Source organism: Nostoc sp., assembly GCF_036917415.1.
Classification (GTDB): Bacteria; Cyanobacteriota; Cyanobacteriia; order Cyanobacteriales; family Nostocaceae; genus Nostoc.
Genome location: NZ_JBALDJ010000073.1, coordinates 1 through 16114 on the forward strand (window position 1 = coordinate 1; position 16114 = coordinate 16114).

A 16114-nucleotide genomic window follows, 5' to 3' on the forward strand; every position below is an offset into this window, starting at 1 on the left:
TCCTTGTGGATGCTCTATCGGGGCCAGGGTAGTCGGGAACAACTTGCTATTAGTCGTCTGTCTATTACTTTGGCACTTACTTGGTTGTTGAGTTATCTATTATTAGCCACCGGAGCAGCAACTTCAGATTTTTTTCCGCTACGTCTATTTATCCTCAATAGCTTTCTCACATCAGGTTACTTTTTAGTAAGTGTTTGGTTGATTTTGCGCCTAATGCAGGGCAAATCTGGTCGTTTACCAGGGTTTAGTAATTTAGCAGAACGAGTGCTTGGCAAGTATTTATCTTAATTTTTTAGGGTGATAATTTGTCGGTGTTTTTACTGATTTTTGGGAAATTTCTGGCTGATTTATTTATATATCTAGTCAAATCCAGTTTATTATTGCCATACTTCAGTAAAACATCTCCAGGTTGTCCCAAAAAAAGAATAAATGCTGCTATAAGTGTTGTGGTTGACACTACATTAAAAAAGTTAGCACCGATAATTAAGAGTTAGCTATTATGGGTTGATTTGTTTGGGTGTTTTTAGTCTGCAAAATAACTGAATTTGATTAGTGAGTAAGTGTGAGGAAGTCTGTGACCATTCAAAGAAGTTCGGCGGAAGAAAACCAGTCGGGAAAAGCCTCAAAGTCCAATAAAAAAATTTCCCAAAACTCGAAATCAGGACGGTGGCTGTGGTTTTGGGTAGGTATGAGTGGTATTGCGATGGTATCTGCAACTGCGGGGGCGCTTTTGGCGGTGTCTTTGACCAGTACGCCTTTGCAACAAGCGCAGCTCACTCCCAAGGATGAGGCGGCCTTTGATAGCGATCGCATTTCTGGAGGTGTGTTGCGATTTTCAGAATTAACTCGCCCGGTAAATCTTTTGGTGATGGGAATGAGCGTACTTCCCCCAGATATCCAAAACCCTCCTGAAGATACCAAAAATCTCAAATACCTACCCCAAGTCAACTCCTTTGATGGTCTTTCTGATGTGATGCTCTTGGTCAAATTTGATCCAGAGACGAAAAAAATAAATATGCTCTCCATTCCCAGAGATACCCGCACACAAATAGAGGGTTATGGAGTGAAAAAAATTAACTCCGCCAACGTTGAAGGTGGACCAGCTTTGACTGCCAGAACTGTCAGTAATCTCTTAGGAGGGGCGGGAATCGATCGCTATGTGCGAATTAATGTTTTGGGAGTTGCCAAGCTGATTGATGCTTTGGGTGGCGTGACTGTCTACGTCCCTAAAGATATGAAATACCAAGATGATTCTCAGCATTTGTACATCAATTTGAAGGCGGGTAAGCAACATCTCAACGGCGATCAAGCATTACAATTGCTGCGTTTTCGCCATGACGAACTTGGTGATATTGGTCGGATTCAGCGCCAGCAAATGGTCATCCGCGCTTTGATGGAGCAAACACTTAACCCAGCTACTGTTGCTCAATTACCTAAAGTTCTTGATGTCGTCAAAGAACACATTGATACCAACTTGACAGTTGAAGAGTTAGTGGCGCTAATGGGTTTTGGGGTGCGGACAAATCGCTCTAATATGCAAATGTTAATGCTGCCAGGTCGCTTTAGCGAAAAAGGCGAGTTTGATGCTAGCTATTGGTTGCCCAACAAAGATGGTATTGCGAAACTGATGGCTCAACACTTTGGTTTGGAGTCAGAACAGGAACAGCTGGCGACTGCGACCGACCCCCGCTCTTTGCGTGTAGCAATTCAAGATAGTATAGGTGGCGATCGCTCTAACCTCCAACCGTTAATTAGAGCCTTGGAAAAATCTGGATATCGCAACATCTATGTAGCCAAGGCATGGGGTGAACCTCTAGATGTAACTCACATTGTCGCCCAACAAGGAGATGGTGACAGTGCCGAATCAATTCGCAACACTTTGGGATTTGGAGAAGTGCGCGTGGAAAGCACTGGCAACCTTGCCTCGGATATCAGTATCCAAGTAGGTAAAGATTGGTTGCAACAAAAATCTATTTTGGAGAAGTCGTTGACACCCTAAAGGGTATATCTGCTAACACTGAATTTACTGCTTGGCTCAGTTCTTGGAGTTTAGCTGCTACTACACCATTGGTTAATAATTCTTCTGCTTTAGCTAAACCCTTTGCCATATCTGAACAAATACCACTCCGCCATAGATAAAATCCGCCATTCCACAAGGCTGTTTGCATCAATTCACCTGGTTTACCTGCCAAAACCTCTTGAATATCCGCCACCAGTTGTTCAGTAGTTCCAAGGGGTACGTTCTTGGTAGTAAAGCCGTAATCACGCGGTACGAGGTGCAATCGTTCTACCTCTTGGGGTGCTACGGATGAAGATAAGCTGATGATTGCAGTGCGATCGCGCGGTAAGTCGCAACTACCTTCCAATCCTTTGACTAATGTAAATTTTGTTACTCCCCGCAATCTTAGAGCTATCTGAAACATTCCTTCTGTCGGCGGATGGACAAACCCAGCAATTACGTGAGCATCCCCAGTATAAGGACACCAAATTAGCTCCATTGTCGCCAAGGGCGGACGTTTGCCAAGTTGGTCGCGGTACTCCCAAATACTTGTAGTTAAGGGAAAATGCTGAGGTAGATAAATAAAGCCGATTCCCGTTTGCTCAAACACTTGTTGAGTTTGTGCTAGGGGTAAGGTAGTCCAATCGACTCCTAAACCCTGCCAAATATTTATCAGGGGTAAGCCGTACTTAGTTGGTAGGCGATCGCCACCATGCATTACCACTGGTTGTCCGACTGTGGCGAGTAGTAAAGCTGTTACCGGACTAATTGGTGCTGTGCGTGTTCTACCATCATAAGGGATGCCAAGAGCGATCGCTGGTCGCCCAGAGGCTATGGGTTGCAGTTTTGGCCCCAGTTCCTCATAAGCATCCAACATTCCAGCTAACTCTTCTCCTGTTGGACGCTTGATTCGGTGAGCAATCAAAAACGCCCCAATTTGGGCTGGTGTCGCTTCACCCAACAGCATCATTTTAGTAGCGGTGGCTGCTTCAATACGAGTTAAATTCTCGGCTGTATGGTTTCCACTTCCTACTTTTTGCAGAAATTCCCGAAATACATTGCTCATTTTTCCTTTGTCCTCTGTCCACTGTCATTTGTCCATTGTCCTTTGTCTTTCGCGATAACCGAAAATGACTAATGACCGAATTTTGGATTTTGGATTTGATAAATAAATGTGAGTTCGACAAAATAAAAACAGCAGGATGTAGAGCAGGTAAGTCTTTGGGGTAAATGTCAAGACGAAAGACTGAATTATTGTAGAGACGGCGATTCATCGCGTCTCTTGCCTTAACCGAACAGTATTGCCCAGTCTCCGACTGTCCATGCATTCATTGAGTCAGAGACTCAATGCCTGATTGGAGACAGCAGCTCCTAATAAGCCATTCCCATACAGAACATGGGAACGAGATAAACGAAAGAACCAATGGAAAATCAAGCTTTTTTCAACTTGTGTCTAAACTGTAGCCCTTTAGAACCACTGCGTTGAGCGGGCAATGCCCTACTTGTTCGCTTTTAGCGTTCCCGCTATGAAAGCAAGTAGCGTGAGGATTGGAGAGGGGTATACTTGATGTAGTTACAAAACAGAGAATGCTGATTACTAAATCAGCTTTTTACTACACAGTATATACAGTGAAATTAACTAGGTTATCCTGACCAAATCGCAGTGAATCACCGTTAAGTAGGCGATACTGCATACCGGGAGTCAGGGGATTATTGTTTAAATAAATACCATTTGTACTCATATCAACAATCATGTAGGAATTTTGCGACCAATCCCAATCGACTCGCGCATGACGACGAGAGACTATTCCCTCACTGGGAATACCAGTCAAGTCAATTTCTGGTGGCGCTATTCCTGGACTCTGACTGCGGCGACCAATATAACCTCCTTCCCCAACGAGATGAAATTCTCTGCCGGTGCTATGAATCAGCTTTAAAGCTGGCGCTCTTTGAGAGGGAGGGGTATAAACAGGCGGTGTTGGTTGATAGGAAACTCTTGGCTGATAGACTGTTGAATAATCAACGGGGGCTTGTTGGGGAGGTTGGTAGTTAGGTTGGTCTGTGGCTGGGCGCTGATACTCAACAGGCGGTTGTTGATTGGACGGTGGTTGACTAGGCGGTTGTGGTGTAGGGGCAACTACATTATTTACAGGGCCCACAGGAGTTGAACACCAGGGACAAACCTTAGCATTGTTAGGCAGGGCGCGGTTAAAATATTCGCAACTGGGATTAGGGCACCGATTTGCAGGCATAAGATTTTATATCATCAGGCATAGGTTGTAAAGCTACAAGACCTACTTTACTAAGTAAACACTGACCCTGACGAGTAGTTAGCATCTGGGCAAATGTAGAACCACCAGGCAGGCGGTTGCTGTCTTTAGGGTACACTACAAAAATAGGGTATCCCAGAGCGTAGCTTTGGAAAGTTGTGACATCAACATAATAATCATCATGCTGACACAAGTCATCTGAGGGATTAATTGAGCGCCGATCGCGCTTTTGAAACAGAGGTTGAATAGCCGATTTTTTGCCATCTGCGATCGCTAGCGGATAGCCAGTACACTGAGTCGAAGTTTTACTGATAATGCCAAAACTGATAATACCAGTGCTTCGCCCTTCTAAAATCTCACTACGTATCAGGTTTTGAGTTTTTGTTGTATCAAGTTTGGTAACTTTTGCTGCAAATAAAGCTTCGTCTTGAGGGGCATTTTTCAGAACTATTTCTTGAAATTTACTGATTGCTTCTGGTTCAGTTGGGGCAAAAGGTTTCACAGGCAGATTTGGAAGTTTGGGACTAATCTGCTGCCAATTAGTAATTTTGCCTGTGTAAATTTGACGCAATTGCTCAACATTGATTTGCCCCCCAAGAGCATTGGCAAGATTTGAGTCTCTTTTATTAAATGCTACAAAAACAAGTAACCCATCATAGGCCACTGCTTTTTTCGCAAGTTTATCTGTAATGTTGTCTACCAAACTAGTAATTGCAAAATCTTTTTTGTTTGTTTGGACTTCTTCAAGACTTTTAATCGGATTATTTATATTTGATGACAAGACAGATTTATAATCAAATGTTGCTGTTGCATCTGACTTTGGTCTGGTCAATAAATCTCCTAAACGACTGTTGTCCACTAATTGCGTTAAAACAAAACTCCATGTACTATCTTTTTCTCCTGTGTAAGTAAATTGTCCAGATGGAACATTGGGTACTTCCGAGAAATTCCGCACAAGTCTAGACCATTGGATATATTGATTAGGACTAGCTGTTTTCCTACCCCAAAGCCAATACCAAATTCCTCCACCAAGTAATAACAAAAGCAGGATTACTAGCAAAAGTAAGGGCATTGGCAAAGGCTTTTTTATTTCTTCAGAACCTGGCGATCGCACTGAACTTGAACTTTTAGCCCGATCTTCTTGAGGAAGTTCTAGCAGTGCTTGACGAGCCGCTTCTGCACTCTCAAAAGGAGTTTCCAGCCCGATTAAACGATAAATAAATTGCTTTAAATGACTATCGGTATCCGGCCATTGTTGATTATCTCTAGGATCGAGAGGCTGGTTAGATGAAAAATTAGTTGTCCGCCCTACCCATAAATAAAAGGCTAACAATCCTAATGATTCTAAATCTTGCTCAGGTCTGGCGGGCGCGGGTTGAGGAATAATCGGTGGAATAAATAAGTTTTCCCAAATAGCTAAATCACAAAAGTATATAAAAAACTTTTGATTATTTTCTATTTTAATTAAAGTACTATCTAAATTGATATTGCCGTGAGTGATACCCAGTTGTGTTTGATTGGATGGAAAACGCAGCTTTTGGGTGTGGAGAAACTGGAGAGTTTGTAAACCTTGATTTAGTACCTCACGCACATCAGAAGATGTCATGGCTCCCTTGTCTATCAGATACTTACCTAAAGTTTGGGATGACTCTATTCCTTTAGTAATTAAATAACAGCGTTCTCCTTTTTGATCTGCGATCGCTTCTTTAGTTTCCACAAGACGGAAGTTTTGAATTCGACTATCGGCTAAACTTAGCCCACCCACCCGTTTAAAAGTCTCTTTCCGCTTTTGAGTCTCACTTTCATTAAAAGAACGATTGGGGAGCAGGTATTCTTTGATGATTACAGGTTGTTTGTCTTTAAGTTGAACACCTGAGTATAAGCGGCCTAAACCCCGCACACTGACAAAACTAGCTATTTGATAAGTCCCCTGACTTCCTTTAATCTCAGCCTCCTGCGGTAAAGTTGCCAGAAAACCACATTCCAAGCAAAACTTAGCACCCTTGATTTGCTGCGCCGTTTGGAAGGGGCGATCGCAACTTAAGGGAGAATTGTACGAGCAGGGGTATTCTTGATATAAAGATTCAAATGAAGGCATATACAAAGAGTTTCGTGAATTGCGCCGATTACTTCCGTTCAAGCGTGAACTAATCCTAACTTGAGGGCAGCCACAATCGCTTGAGTCCGGCTAGTAACCTTCAATTTTTCAAAAATACTGGTGAGATGCGCCTTAACAGTAGCAACTGTTACATATAAATGTTTAGCGATTTCTTCATTAGAAGCACCTTGAGTTAACCAGTATAAAACTTCTTGTTCTCTTTCGGTTAAATGCACCTCATGACATGCTTTTACACAAGAATCTGAATAAGCCTGAAAAAACCGAAAAAATCGACTAGCAACTTCTGAAGGTAGATAAATTTCCGATCTTGTTATAGTGTCAATAGCCTCACACAATTGGGTTGCCACACGATTTTTAAACACATAACCTGCGGCTCCTCCCTGCATTGCTCTAAAAATCCAGTCGTCTTCTTGATGAGCCGACAATACTAAAACCTTGCCAGTAAAAGCAGCTTCTTTAAGACGTGCCAGAACTGTAATTCCATCACATCCTTTCAATTGCATATCCAGCAAAATTAAATCTGGACACTTATAGGTTGTAAACTTTAAAACTTGATCGACAGAATCTGCATCACCAATAACTTCTACAGGTAATGCAGAATTAATACTATAAAAATTTAGGAGAGTACGTAACCCTTGACGGAAGCGTTCTTCATCATCTACCAACAGAACTGAAAGTTTTTTATTATCATTAGCCATATCTTTAAATTACGAATTATTTATTCATTTCTTGGTCGAGGTAAAATAACAGAAAATTGTGCCCCACTTTCTGATAAAACTTGTGCCCAGATACTTCCTTGATGATCCAAAATGATTTTTTTAGCAATAGTTAAACCCAGTCCTGTGCCTCCTTTACGCCGGGAATAAAATGGGGTAAATACTTTTTGTGAATCTTCTTGAGACAATCCTGGCCCTTGATCGGAGATTTTAATTAAAACTTCATCTTGAAAAATTTGCCAGCTACAGGTAATAGTTCCTAAATTCGGGCTGAAATGAACAGCATTACTAAGAATATTGTCAAAAACTTGTTTCATTTGTAATTTGTCTATCTTCAGTATTGCCGATGTATCTGGAATCGATATTTTAAGTTTTTTTCGATTAATTAGAGGTTGTAAACTGGTGATACTTTCAACTATTAAACTTCTTAAATCTTGAAATTTCACCCTTAATTTTGCACTTTGACCGCAATCAATCAGTTCGGTTAAATTAGTATCTAAATCTTGTATGCTTTCGCCGATGATTGTTGCTTGCTCTTGCCAAGGGCTATCCTCTAACCCTAAGCATAGATTGTGTGCGTACAATCCGATGAGTCCTAGAGAGTTACGCAATTGATGTCCGACTCGATGCAGGATATCTTCCAGTAGTTTAATTTCAGTTTTTTGTCTTCCATAGTTCAAGGAAATATCTACATACTTACTCAGGAGCATAGCAGAGCGTTTTACATACAATTGCAAACTCTTTGAGAGAGGTTCATGAGTAATGATTTGAATGTATTCAGGTTTTTGATTTCTATAGCCTATGGGGCAAATGTAAGAAATGGATGAAAAGTCCTTAAGTCTAAATTCATGTAAAGTCAAAGCAGGCGGAAAATCTGTAAGCCATCGTTCTGACCGCAAATAAGCTAAACTTTTTGGGGAAAAAGTAACTTGGTCTTGACCATAATTTATAACTTCTTGATGAGCTTTTAACAATGAATCATGATAGACAATCCGAGCGAAAAAAATTGGATATTGACTAGTTAACTGCTCAGACTCTAGCTGACAAAAGCTTTGGATGTCTGAGGAACTCAAATAATTAGAGCCATTTTCTAGTTTTTGTACAGAAAAGCCTAGTGTCATAGCTTCACTCGCTTTTTGCAACCAAATATTTTTACTATTCTGCTAATCAGTATAAAATTATGCCATTTAAGTAATGTTTATTTTTTTGTTAAGTTATCTTGTTAGATAATTCATCCAAACAAAGAATTATTAAGTTTATATTCATAGCAGATATTATTTTTATAAGTATAGATTGGTACATAGTAGTTCTCATTTGTAACACTTCGATAAATCTTCTGGGATGGGCGTTTCGCTCTAACTAGGGAAGGCAAGATGCCCACCCGACAATAAAAAAATGTCATGCATCAATTAAGAACCGCTCCAGACTAATCTACAAACTGAAGTTGCTGCTTTTCGGATTCTTGAGAAACTAATATTTTCCAGCCCGTCAATCATCATTCTGGGGGAGATGGGGAGTGGGGGAGCAGGGGAGAAGTTGCAGTAAGTATTTACCCTCTGCCAATGCCCTTCAGGAGTGCTGAGTGGGGAATTTCACTTCTTTACTCAGCACGGGCTAAACGCCCCGCTTCCGCTAACGGAACTCGAAACTCGGAACTGTTTTGCCCAATGCCCTTCAGGAGTGCTGAGTGCTGAGTGGGGAATCTCACTTCTTTACTCAGCACGGGCTAAACGCCCCGCTTCCGCTAACGGAACTCAAAACTCAAAACTGTTTTGCCCCATGCCTAATCCAAAAATATCGACAAAAGTCTAATTAACTTTAGAAGACTGATACATATACTGTAGATGCATCTGGATTAGCTACCAGCAGAACACCCTGATGCTTATCTTCGTTCTTCAAACTTTAGCCGAAATTCTAGCTGGAGGAACCTCACTTACCAGTACAGAGCAAATTGACTTTAGCCATCCTGGTAATAGAAGGGAAGAGGGAGCAGGCCCGACTCTCAATTTATACATTTATGATATACGTGAGAGTAAGCAGGTACAACATTCTGGCAGGCAAGTTGAACGCAAGCTAACACGCGCTCTACAACCTGCTACTGTAAATTGGGCACCCGCTTGGTTTGATGTTTCGCTGCTATTAACAGCCTGGGATAGAACAGCTTTAGGTGAGCATCACTTTATTAGTGAGGCGTTGACTGTGCTGTTGCGCCATCGCACCTTGGAAGAGGAGTTTTTGGTTCCTGAATTGCGGGGCTATGGGAATTTGAACCTGACAGTTGCCTTAGAGCCGCCAATTGAGATTGGCTCTTTATGGAGCGCTCTCAATGTGCCATTGCGTTCAGCCTTATATTTGACAGTTACAATACCCTTCGAGCCACAACCTACTCCAGTACCTTTGGTTTGGGAGCGAATTTTCAATTTGCGAAATCAATCGTCTCGCGATAGTGACAGTCTAGTATTAACCAGGCGAGTTGCGATCGCGGGTATTGTCAAAAGTGCGGTGACAAATCTGCCGTTGGTAGCGACAGAAGTGGCTGTAAGGGGAACTGAAAAGTCCATATTAACCACCAAAGAAGGGCTGTTCTTCTTTGAAGACCTTCATTTAGGTAATTATGTTTTGACTCTGAATCATCCTGGCTATTTACCCCAAAACGTCAATGCATTGGTAGATAACCAAAGTAATACTTTCAAAGAAATATTTCTAACTCCTGAATAATTAGATTTTTACTGACTTGGAGAGACTTTCATGGCTAGACTTGATTACTTTGCTCCTGGTGTCTATATTGAAGAAATTGATCGGGGTAGCCGACCAATTGAAGGTGTTAGCACAGCAGTTGCCGGATTTGTAGGTTTTACTGAAGACGTTCGCGGTGGGGCTGAGTTATACAAGCCCATGCTAGTAACCACTTGGACGCAATACTTAAACTACTTTGCCCGTCTCAACTCTGATGGCTTCACCGACTTCAACGCCTATTTACCATTTTCAGTTTACGGCTACTTTATGAATGGTGGGGGTCGCTGCTGGGTGACAAGCATCGGTACTCAATTACCAGGCGCACCCAAACCCGCGACTGCAGAACCGGCTATTCTAAGAATCAACGCTCGAGGTAATCGTCCAGCCCTGCGCTTTACTTTGCGCCCTGAGCAAGCAGCAGGTGGATTAGTAAATATTGTCATTATTGAAGGTTCGCCACGTGCCCTACCTGAAGGTACTGAAGGAGAAGCTCCTCCAAATACAGGGGAATACTTCACAATTGAGATTCGTCGGGGAGATGAAGTTTTAGAGGAATATGAGAATTTGACCATGAACCGCGAGCCTGGTGCTCAAGCTGCAACTTATGCGGTGGCGGCATTGAGAAATTCTATGTATGTCACTGTAGAAGATATTACTCAAAGCGGACAGCCTTTAGCTCGTCGTCCAGTTAATGGTCAATATGAACTAGCGCCGCCGATTGTCGCCACCCCACCCGATAGATTTTCACAAAATTTAGAAGGGGTTCGAGACGATCGCACCGGGGTACGCGGTATCTTTGAAGTTGATGAAATCACGATGTTGGCCTGTCCTGATGTGATGCGGGCTTATCAAGAGCAAGTACTTAATTTAGATCAAGTCCACGGCATCATCGAACTGATGATTAGTATGTGCGAGGGTTCTGCCAGTGGCGATATTCCCAATCCGCCCAACCGCATGGTTGTACTTGATGCGCCACCGGAAGCCGTCAAACCGCAACAAGTAGTGGAGTGGTTGAATAGGTTTAACCGTCGTTCGATGTTTGCGGCCCTTTATTATCCTTGGATCAAAGTACCGAATCCACGCGATCGCGGTAATCCAATTTTAGTACCTCCTTGTGGTCATGTTATGGGTGTTTGGGCCCGTACCGACGAAACTAGAGGAGTTTATAAAGCACCTGCAAATGAAGTTCCCAGAGGCGTAATTGGTTTGGGTTATGACACAAACTTCCGCGAACAAGAACTATTAAACCCCCTGGGGATAAATTGTATTCGCAGCTTCCCCAATCGAGGTATCCGCATTTGGGGGGCACGCACTTTAGTTGAGCCAGATAAAACAGAGTGGCGTTACATCAGTGTGCGTCGGCTAATTAGCTATATCGAAAAATCTCTAGAATTAGGAACTCAGTGGGTAGTTTTTGAACCGAACGACCAAGATTTATGGGCGCGTGTCACCCGCACCGTCAGTAATTTCTTAGAGCGTATCTGGCGTGAAGGTGCTTTATTTGGGGCATCTCCAGCACAAGCATTTTATGTGAAGTGCGACGAAGAATTAAACCCACCAGAAACCAGGATTTTAGGACGTTTATATATTGAAGTCGGTGTTTGTCCCGTCAGACCAGCGGAGTTTGTTGTTTTCCGCATCAGCCAATGGAATGGCATTGAAGATAACGAATAGGGCATGGATGAAATGTTGCGTCAGGCAAGGGATGCATCTCGTCAATGGAATGGCATTGAAGATAGCGAATAGGGCATGGGGCACTGGGCAAAGAATTCTCCTAACTCTTGTACAGACGCGATTAATCGCGTCTCTCCCTACTCCCCAGTCCGAAATTAATTACACACAAAGGAGTCTAAAAGTATGGCAGGCGAATTTTTAACCTCTTGTAAATTTTACTTCGAGGCTGACGGAATTACTGATAAGTTCATTAAAGAAATTAGCGGACTAGGCGTTGAGAATACACCAGCGCAGGAAGTTCACGGTTCATCTAAGGGCGCAAAACTAATGCGTCAAGCTACACCAACTGTTGTTAAATTTACCAATATCACAGTAAAAGTCATCGCCACTGATGATATAGACCTTTATAAATGGTATCAAGACTGTAACGAAGATATGGGAGACCCTCGGAAGTGGGCACAGAATCGTAAGACAGGTTCGGTGGTTGCTTACGACCAACAAGGCTCTGAAAAGGCACGGTGGAACATTGTCAATTGTTATCCCTGTAAATACACTGGGCCTACCTTAACTGCCTCTGGTGGTGATATGGCAAATGAGACTGTTGAATTGGTTCACGAAGGAATTAAACGAATTAAATAATTTAGTATTTGCAGTAATTAACAGTGGTACAATCCGCAAATCGAATTCCAGAAGTTCTTACGGCCCATCGGTTCTATTTAGAACTGACACTAGAAGGTCAAAACGATGCCAATTGTTTCTTTTTGGAGTGTCAAGGCTTCAAAAGAACACAAGAGGTTGTTGAAATTACCGAAGTCACTTCTCAAACCTGGGGTACAAAAGGGCAGTCAAAAGGTCAGGTGGTGAGAACTAAGCTTCCCAGCAATCCTAAGAGTGGTAATCTCATTCTGCGTAGAGGTACCACTAAATCTATGGATTTTTGGAAGTGGTTTGAAAAAGTCCAACAGGGTAATTGGTCTGAGCAACGTAGACTTGTTGCTTTGTCTATTTATAATCAGGCAAATGAAGAAGTAGCTAGATTTGAATTAGCCGGTGCTTGGCCCGCAAGTTACAAAATTGCCGATGTCAACGCCCGTAGCCATGACATCGAAATTGAGGAAGTAGAGGTTGCTTTTGAGGAATTTAAACGCGTGAAATAATTAGGAGGATTATGTTTCCCACAGAGTTTGAATTTACACTGCCAAAGGGGTATCTAGACTCTGAAGGCAACCTCCATCGCAAAGGTGTAATGCGGTTATCAACGGCGATAGACGAGATTGCACCCTTGCGTGACCCACGCGTTAAAGCTAATCCCGTTTATGCCACTATTATTATCTTGGCGCGAGTGATTACCCACTTGGGTGCTTTATCAGAAGTGACTCCTGCAATCGTGGAAAACTTTTTTTCCCAAGATTTAAATTACCTCCAAGATTTTTACCGTCGAATCAATGGATTGGAAGGCGAAACTTCCATACCAGAAGATACAGTAAATTCCCCCGAAGCACTTCTTCATAATTGAGTTGGGGAGTGCTGAGTGCTGAGTGCTGAGTGCTGAGTGCTGAGTGTTGAGTGTTGAGTGCTGAGTGCTGAGTGCTGAGTGCTGAGTGCTGAGTGTTGAGTGCTGAGTGCTAAGGTTGAAGTTCCGAGTTCAAAAACTCAATGTTTGAGTAAAAAGGTGCAACTTCTGAGTTCAAAGGCTCAATGTTCGAGTAAAAAGGTGCAACTTTCGAGTTCAAAAACTCAACGTTCAAGCAAAAAGGTGCAACTTTCGAGTTCAAAAACTCAACGTTCAAGCAAAAAGGTGCAACTTTCGAGTTCAAAAACTCAACGTTCAAGCAAAAAGGCTCAACTTCCGAGTTCAAAGGCTCAACGTTTAAGCAAAAAGGCTCAACTTCCGAGTTCAAAGGCTCAACGTTCAAGTAAAAAGGCTCAATTTCTGAGTTTTAAGCTTGAAACAATAATATTTCTTCCTAACTCCTAACTCCTAACTCCTAACTCAGCACTCAGCACTCAGCACTCAACACTCAGCACTCCCCAATACCCAATGCCCAAATAAAATTAACCTATGCGCCGTAAGAAAGATACTCTCTGCACAGAATTTGCTTTCACTCTTCCTAAAGGGTTGAGTGATGGTGAACAACGAGTACATCGTCATGGGATGATGCGTTTAGCTACCGCCAAAGATGAAATTTTGGTGCAACAAGAGCGCAAAGTTCAGGAAAATCCAGCTTACGGCGTATTAGTAATGCTTGCACGGGTTATTACTCGCTTAGGTAGTTTCAACTCTGTTAGTCCTGATTTACTCGAAGGACTGCTCTTACATGACATTGCCTATCTCAGAGAATTTTACAATCGAATCAATCAGCAAAGCAATGTACACATTCCGACACAATGTCCCCACTGCAATACTCAATTTTCAGTGGAGCTAGAACTAGCGGGGGAGTCGTAAGCTACCCCTCTGATACTTTATATGAGGAGGTAGCTTTTATTGCTTATCATTTCCATTGGTCACAAGATGATATTTTAAATTTAGAACACACTACCCGTCAGCGTTGGGTAGGAGAAATCAATAAAATTAACCAAAAATTAATATGAAAGTAAAAGTTAGCTACTCACCAAATCTAAGTGAAGTCAATGAAGTTGACCTTACCACAGAAACTCCAACGAGAGGAGAATGGCTAATAGGCCGTTCTCCTGATTCTGATTTAGTCCTAGACAGCCCTGATATCAGTCGGGTACATGCTAAGTTTTTTGTTAAAAGTGGAAATTACTACTTCTCTGACCTTGGCAGTAGAAATGGCTCAATATTTAATGGGAAACAAGCTGAAAAAGATCGACCATATTCTTTGAGCGATGGAGATATTATTCGGATTGCAGATTATGTTTTGATCTTGGAAGCAGTTGCTCCCGCTTATGAGCAACCAGAGACAGTCTTTAGAATTATAGATCCTTCACTGTTTTCTCGGTCGCGATCGCCTGAAAATGTCAGCGCTGCCAATGTTGTTAATCCAGCCCCAGAGGTAGTCAACGAAGTTCCAGCACCAATTAGTCAAGAAGTAGAAACACCTGAAATTAAAGCTGCTTCCCCAGAAATCAGCGAAATCTCAGAAGTTGTTTCTAATCAACCAGATGATGTCATCCCGGTTGTTGAGATAATCGCCCCTGAAAACATCATTCAACCACCAGAAGCAGTCAACGAAGTTCCACACGATGTCCGTAATGAAATTGTGGATTTGCCTACATTCAGTAAACCAGATAGTGAGGAAGTAGCGGTTCCAGAAGTCAGCGAAGCCTCAGAAGTTTCTTTGACTGAACCTGATGACGCCATAGCTGCACGTGAGAACATCATTGAAACTCCTAAAGAGGAAAGTGTTCCAGAAGCTACCCACGATGAGGCTGTAGGCTTTGAAGCAGCACTGGCGACAGAATCTACTTTTGTACAACAGCGTGATACAGCTATTCCAGAAACTGCCTACGACGAGGATGCAGAGTTAGAGGCAGCACTAGAAGCAGAAGTTACCTTTGTACAGCCACGGGATATTTTCAACGAAGTTCCTGCACAGAGTCCTATTCCTGAAGCTACCGACGATGAGAATGCAGAATTGGAGGCAGCACTAGCAGCAGAAGTTACCTCCGTACAGCCGCGCGATATTTTCCACCATGTATCTGAGGAGGAGAGTGACATTCCCGAAGCTACTCATGATGAAGTAGTAAATTTGGATACGCCAGTCGCAGAAAAAGCCAGTGAAGTTGTTGAAAACGAAGAGATTCAGCCACAAGAAGCATTGAGCCAAGCTACACAGGATACTACTGATGAAGCGATAGATTGGGATACGTCAGTTACAGTAGTAGACAGCGCAGATGTTGACGAAGTAGAACCTACTTCTGCGGTGGATGAAACAATAAGCGAAGTTTCTGAACCATCAACTGCACCTGATGATGCCGTTGCAGAAGTTTTAAGCAATCAATACATTGATTTGAGTAATGCAAGTACTGAAGAAGTTAGTTTACATCTTGATGATGTTGCTGCACAAATAAGTGAAATTTCTAACTCAGCTGATATTCCATCTTTGGAAACAACAGAAAGTGGAGCTACTGAGAGCATCAGTCAAACTATTGAAGAAGTTTCTGAGATAGAAGAAGATCGTTTTGATGAAACTCCAGAAGAAACAAATGTTAATGAGTCTCCTCAAGCAATCATTGAAAGAAATATAGTACTGATTGCTCATGAAAGCAAGAAATCAGAACTTGCTGAATTGGTTTCTCAACATCAGGAATTTTTCTCGCAGAGTTTTACAATTACCTGGCCATCTGTTAGTGAAGTCTTACATCAACAAGCAGGGATAACTATTAGTCAACAAACTCCCGCACCAACTTCTGGAGGATATCAAACAATTGCTTCATTGGTTGGAGCCGGAGAAATTGTAGCAGTTATTTTCCTGCGAGATTTGCTGCAACCTCAGCCTGGTCAAGCAAATGAAGAAGCACTGTTAAGATTATGCACTATTAATCAAGTTTTATTGGCTACTAATTTGTCAACAGCAGAGGCGATTGTGCATTATCTGAAACACATATAGCAACTCTAAATTAGTCACGAACAACA

15 protein-coding genes are annotated in these 16114 nt (G+C 42.3%); 10 read left to right on the forward strand and 5 right to left on the reverse strand.

The window, feature by feature from the left end; all coding sequences use genetic code 11:
* Positions 1–288 (forward strand): hypothetical protein (locus tag V7K41_RS14360; protein ID WP_334849124.1); only part of this gene is annotated, 288 nt, incomplete at its 5' end.
* A 286-nt stretch (positions 289–574) separates the two neighbouring features.
* Positions 575–1999 carry an LCP family protein gene (locus V7K41_RS14365; RefSeq protein ID WP_334849126.1) on the forward strand — a complete coding sequence of 475 codons (1425 nt, stop codon included), beginning with the start codon at positions 575–577 and terminating at the stop codon, positions 1997–1999.
* On the opposite strand, the gene V7K41_RS14370 is transcribed toward V7K41_RS14365, so the two are convergent.
* From V7K41_RS14370 to V7K41_RS14390, 5 genes are all read right to left on the reverse strand, one after another.
* Positions 1971–3065 carry an anthranilate phosphoribosyltransferase family protein gene (locus V7K41_RS14370; RefSeq protein ID WP_334849128.1) on the reverse strand — a complete coding sequence of 365 codons (1095 nt, stop codon included), beginning with the start codon at positions 3063–3065 and terminating at the stop codon, positions 1971–1973. The two genes, V7K41_RS14365 and V7K41_RS14370, sit on opposite strands and share 29 nt — an antisense overlap.
* Before the next feature lie 547 nt (positions 3066–3612).
* Entirely contained in the window at positions 3613–4251 is a 639-nt protein-coding gene (locus tag V7K41_RS14375; protein WP_334849130.1) for an FHA domain-containing protein, read from the reverse strand.
* Positions 4229–6367, reverse strand: coding sequence for a substrate-binding domain-containing protein (locus V7K41_RS14380; protein WP_334849132.1), 2139 nt, complete (start codon positions 6365–6367; stop codon positions 4229–4231). The genes V7K41_RS14375 and V7K41_RS14380 overlap by 23 nt, the downstream gene beginning before the upstream one ends.
* A 38-nt stretch (positions 6368–6405) precedes the next feature.
* On the reverse strand, positions 6406–7086 hold the full coding sequence (locus V7K41_RS14385) for a response regulator transcription factor (RefSeq protein ID WP_334849134.1): 681 nt from the start codon (positions 7084–7086) through the stop codon (positions 6406–6408).
* Positions 7087–7106: 20 nt separating this feature from the next.
* Positions 7107–8225, reverse strand: a complete 1119-nt coding sequence (locus V7K41_RS14390; RefSeq protein ID WP_334849135.1) for a sensor histidine kinase — start codon at positions 8223–8225, stop codon at positions 7107–7109.
* Between the two features lie 757 nt (positions 8226–8982).
* Between V7K41_RS14390 and V7K41_RS14395 the strand changes: the two genes are divergently transcribed.
* The 8 genes from V7K41_RS14395 to V7K41_RS14430 all read left to right on the forward strand — a co-directional run bounded on the left by V7K41_RS14395 (position 8983) and on the right by V7K41_RS14430 (position 16088).
* Positions 8983–9822 carry a Pvc16 family protein gene (locus V7K41_RS14395; RefSeq protein WP_334849137.1) on the forward strand — a complete coding sequence of 280 codons (840 nt, stop codon included), beginning with the start codon at positions 8983–8985 and terminating at the stop codon, positions 9820–9822.
* 30 nt (positions 9823–9852) lie between these two features.
* Positions 9853–11514, forward strand: coding sequence for a phage tail sheath family protein (locus tag V7K41_RS14400; protein ID WP_334849138.1), 1662 nt, complete (start codon positions 9853–9855; stop codon positions 11512–11514).
* A gap of 183 nt (positions 11515–11697) precedes the next feature.
* Positions 11698–12153: a phage tail protein gene (locus tag V7K41_RS14405; protein ID WP_094331970.1), complete on the forward strand. Its 456-nt coding sequence runs from the start codon at positions 11698–11700 to the stop codon at positions 12151–12153.
* A gap of 23 nt (positions 12154–12176) precedes the next feature.
* Positions 12177–12671 (forward strand): phage tail protein, encoded by a 495-nt coding sequence (locus tag V7K41_RS14410; RefSeq protein WP_334849140.1) that lies wholly within the window; start codon positions 12177–12179, stop codon positions 12669–12671.
* Positions 12672–12682: 11 nt separating this feature from the next.
* Positions 12683–13030, forward strand: coding sequence for a hypothetical protein (locus V7K41_RS14415; RefSeq protein ID WP_181931614.1), 348 nt, complete (start codon positions 12683–12685; stop codon positions 13028–13030).
* Positions 13031–13576: 546 nt separating this feature from the next.
* Positions 13577–13960: a phage tail assembly protein gene (locus tag V7K41_RS14420; protein WP_334849142.1), complete on the forward strand. Its 384-nt coding sequence runs from the start codon at positions 13577–13579 to the stop codon at positions 13958–13960.
* Positions 13903–14106: a DUF6760 family protein gene (locus tag V7K41_RS14425; protein ID WP_334849144.1), complete on the forward strand. Its 204-nt coding sequence runs from the start codon at positions 13903–13905 to the stop codon at positions 14104–14106. Before V7K41_RS14420 ends, V7K41_RS14425 begins: the two co-directional genes overlap by 58 nt.
* Positions 14103–16088 carry an FHA domain-containing protein gene (locus V7K41_RS14430; RefSeq protein WP_334849146.1) on the forward strand — a complete coding sequence of 662 codons (1986 nt, stop codon included), beginning with the start codon at positions 14103–14105 and terminating at the stop codon, positions 16086–16088. The genes V7K41_RS14425 and V7K41_RS14430 overlap by 4 nt, the downstream gene beginning before the upstream one ends.
* Positions 16089–16114: the final 26 nt, after the last annotated feature.

Excerpts from the sequence above, each read along its gene's own strand:
- V7K41_RS14370 (WP_334849128.1), bottom strand. The coding sequence starts at position 3,065 with ATGAGCAATGTATTTCGGGAATTTCTGCAAAAAGTAGGAAGTGGAAAC.
- V7K41_RS14375 (WP_334849130.1), bottom strand. The coding sequence starts at position 4,251 with ATGCCTGCAAATCGGTGCCCTAATCCCAGTTGCGAATATTTTAACCGC.
- V7K41_RS14380 (WP_334849132.1), bottom strand. The coding sequence starts at position 6,367 with ATGCCTTCATTTGAATCTTTATATCAAGAATACCCCTGCTCGTACAAT.
- V7K41_RS14385 (WP_334849134.1), bottom strand. The coding sequence starts at position 7,086 with ATGGCTAATGATAATAAAAAACTTTCAGTTCTGTTGGTAGATGATGAA.
- V7K41_RS14390 (WP_334849135.1), bottom strand. The coding sequence starts at position 8,225 with ATGACACTAGGCTTTTCTGTACAAAAACTAGAAAATGGCTCTAATTAT.
- V7K41_RS14395 (WP_334849137.1), top strand. The coding sequence starts at position 8,983 with ATGCTTATCTTCGTTCTTCAAACTTTAGCCGAAATTCTAGCTGGAGGA.
- V7K41_RS14400 (WP_334849138.1), top strand. The coding sequence starts at position 9,853 with ATGGCTAGACTTGATTACTTTGCTCCTGGTGTCTATATTGAAGAAATT.
- V7K41_RS14405 (WP_094331970.1), top strand. The coding sequence starts at position 11,698 with ATGGCAGGCGAATTTTTAACCTCTTGTAAATTTTACTTCGAGGCTGAC.
- V7K41_RS14415 (WP_181931614.1), top strand. The coding sequence starts at position 12,683 with ATGTTTCCCACAGAGTTTGAATTTACACTGCCAAAGGGGTATCTAGAC.
- V7K41_RS14420 (WP_334849142.1), top strand. The coding sequence starts at position 13,577 with ATGCGCCGTAAGAAAGATACTCTCTGCACAGAATTTGCTTTCACTCTT.
- V7K41_RS14425 (WP_334849144.1), top strand. The coding sequence starts at position 13,903 with ATGTCCCCACTGCAATACTCAATTTTCAGTGGAGCTAGAACTAGCGGG.
- V7K41_RS14430 (WP_334849146.1), top strand. The coding sequence starts at position 14,103 with ATGAAAGTAAAAGTTAGCTACTCACCAAATCTAAGTGAAGTCAATGAA.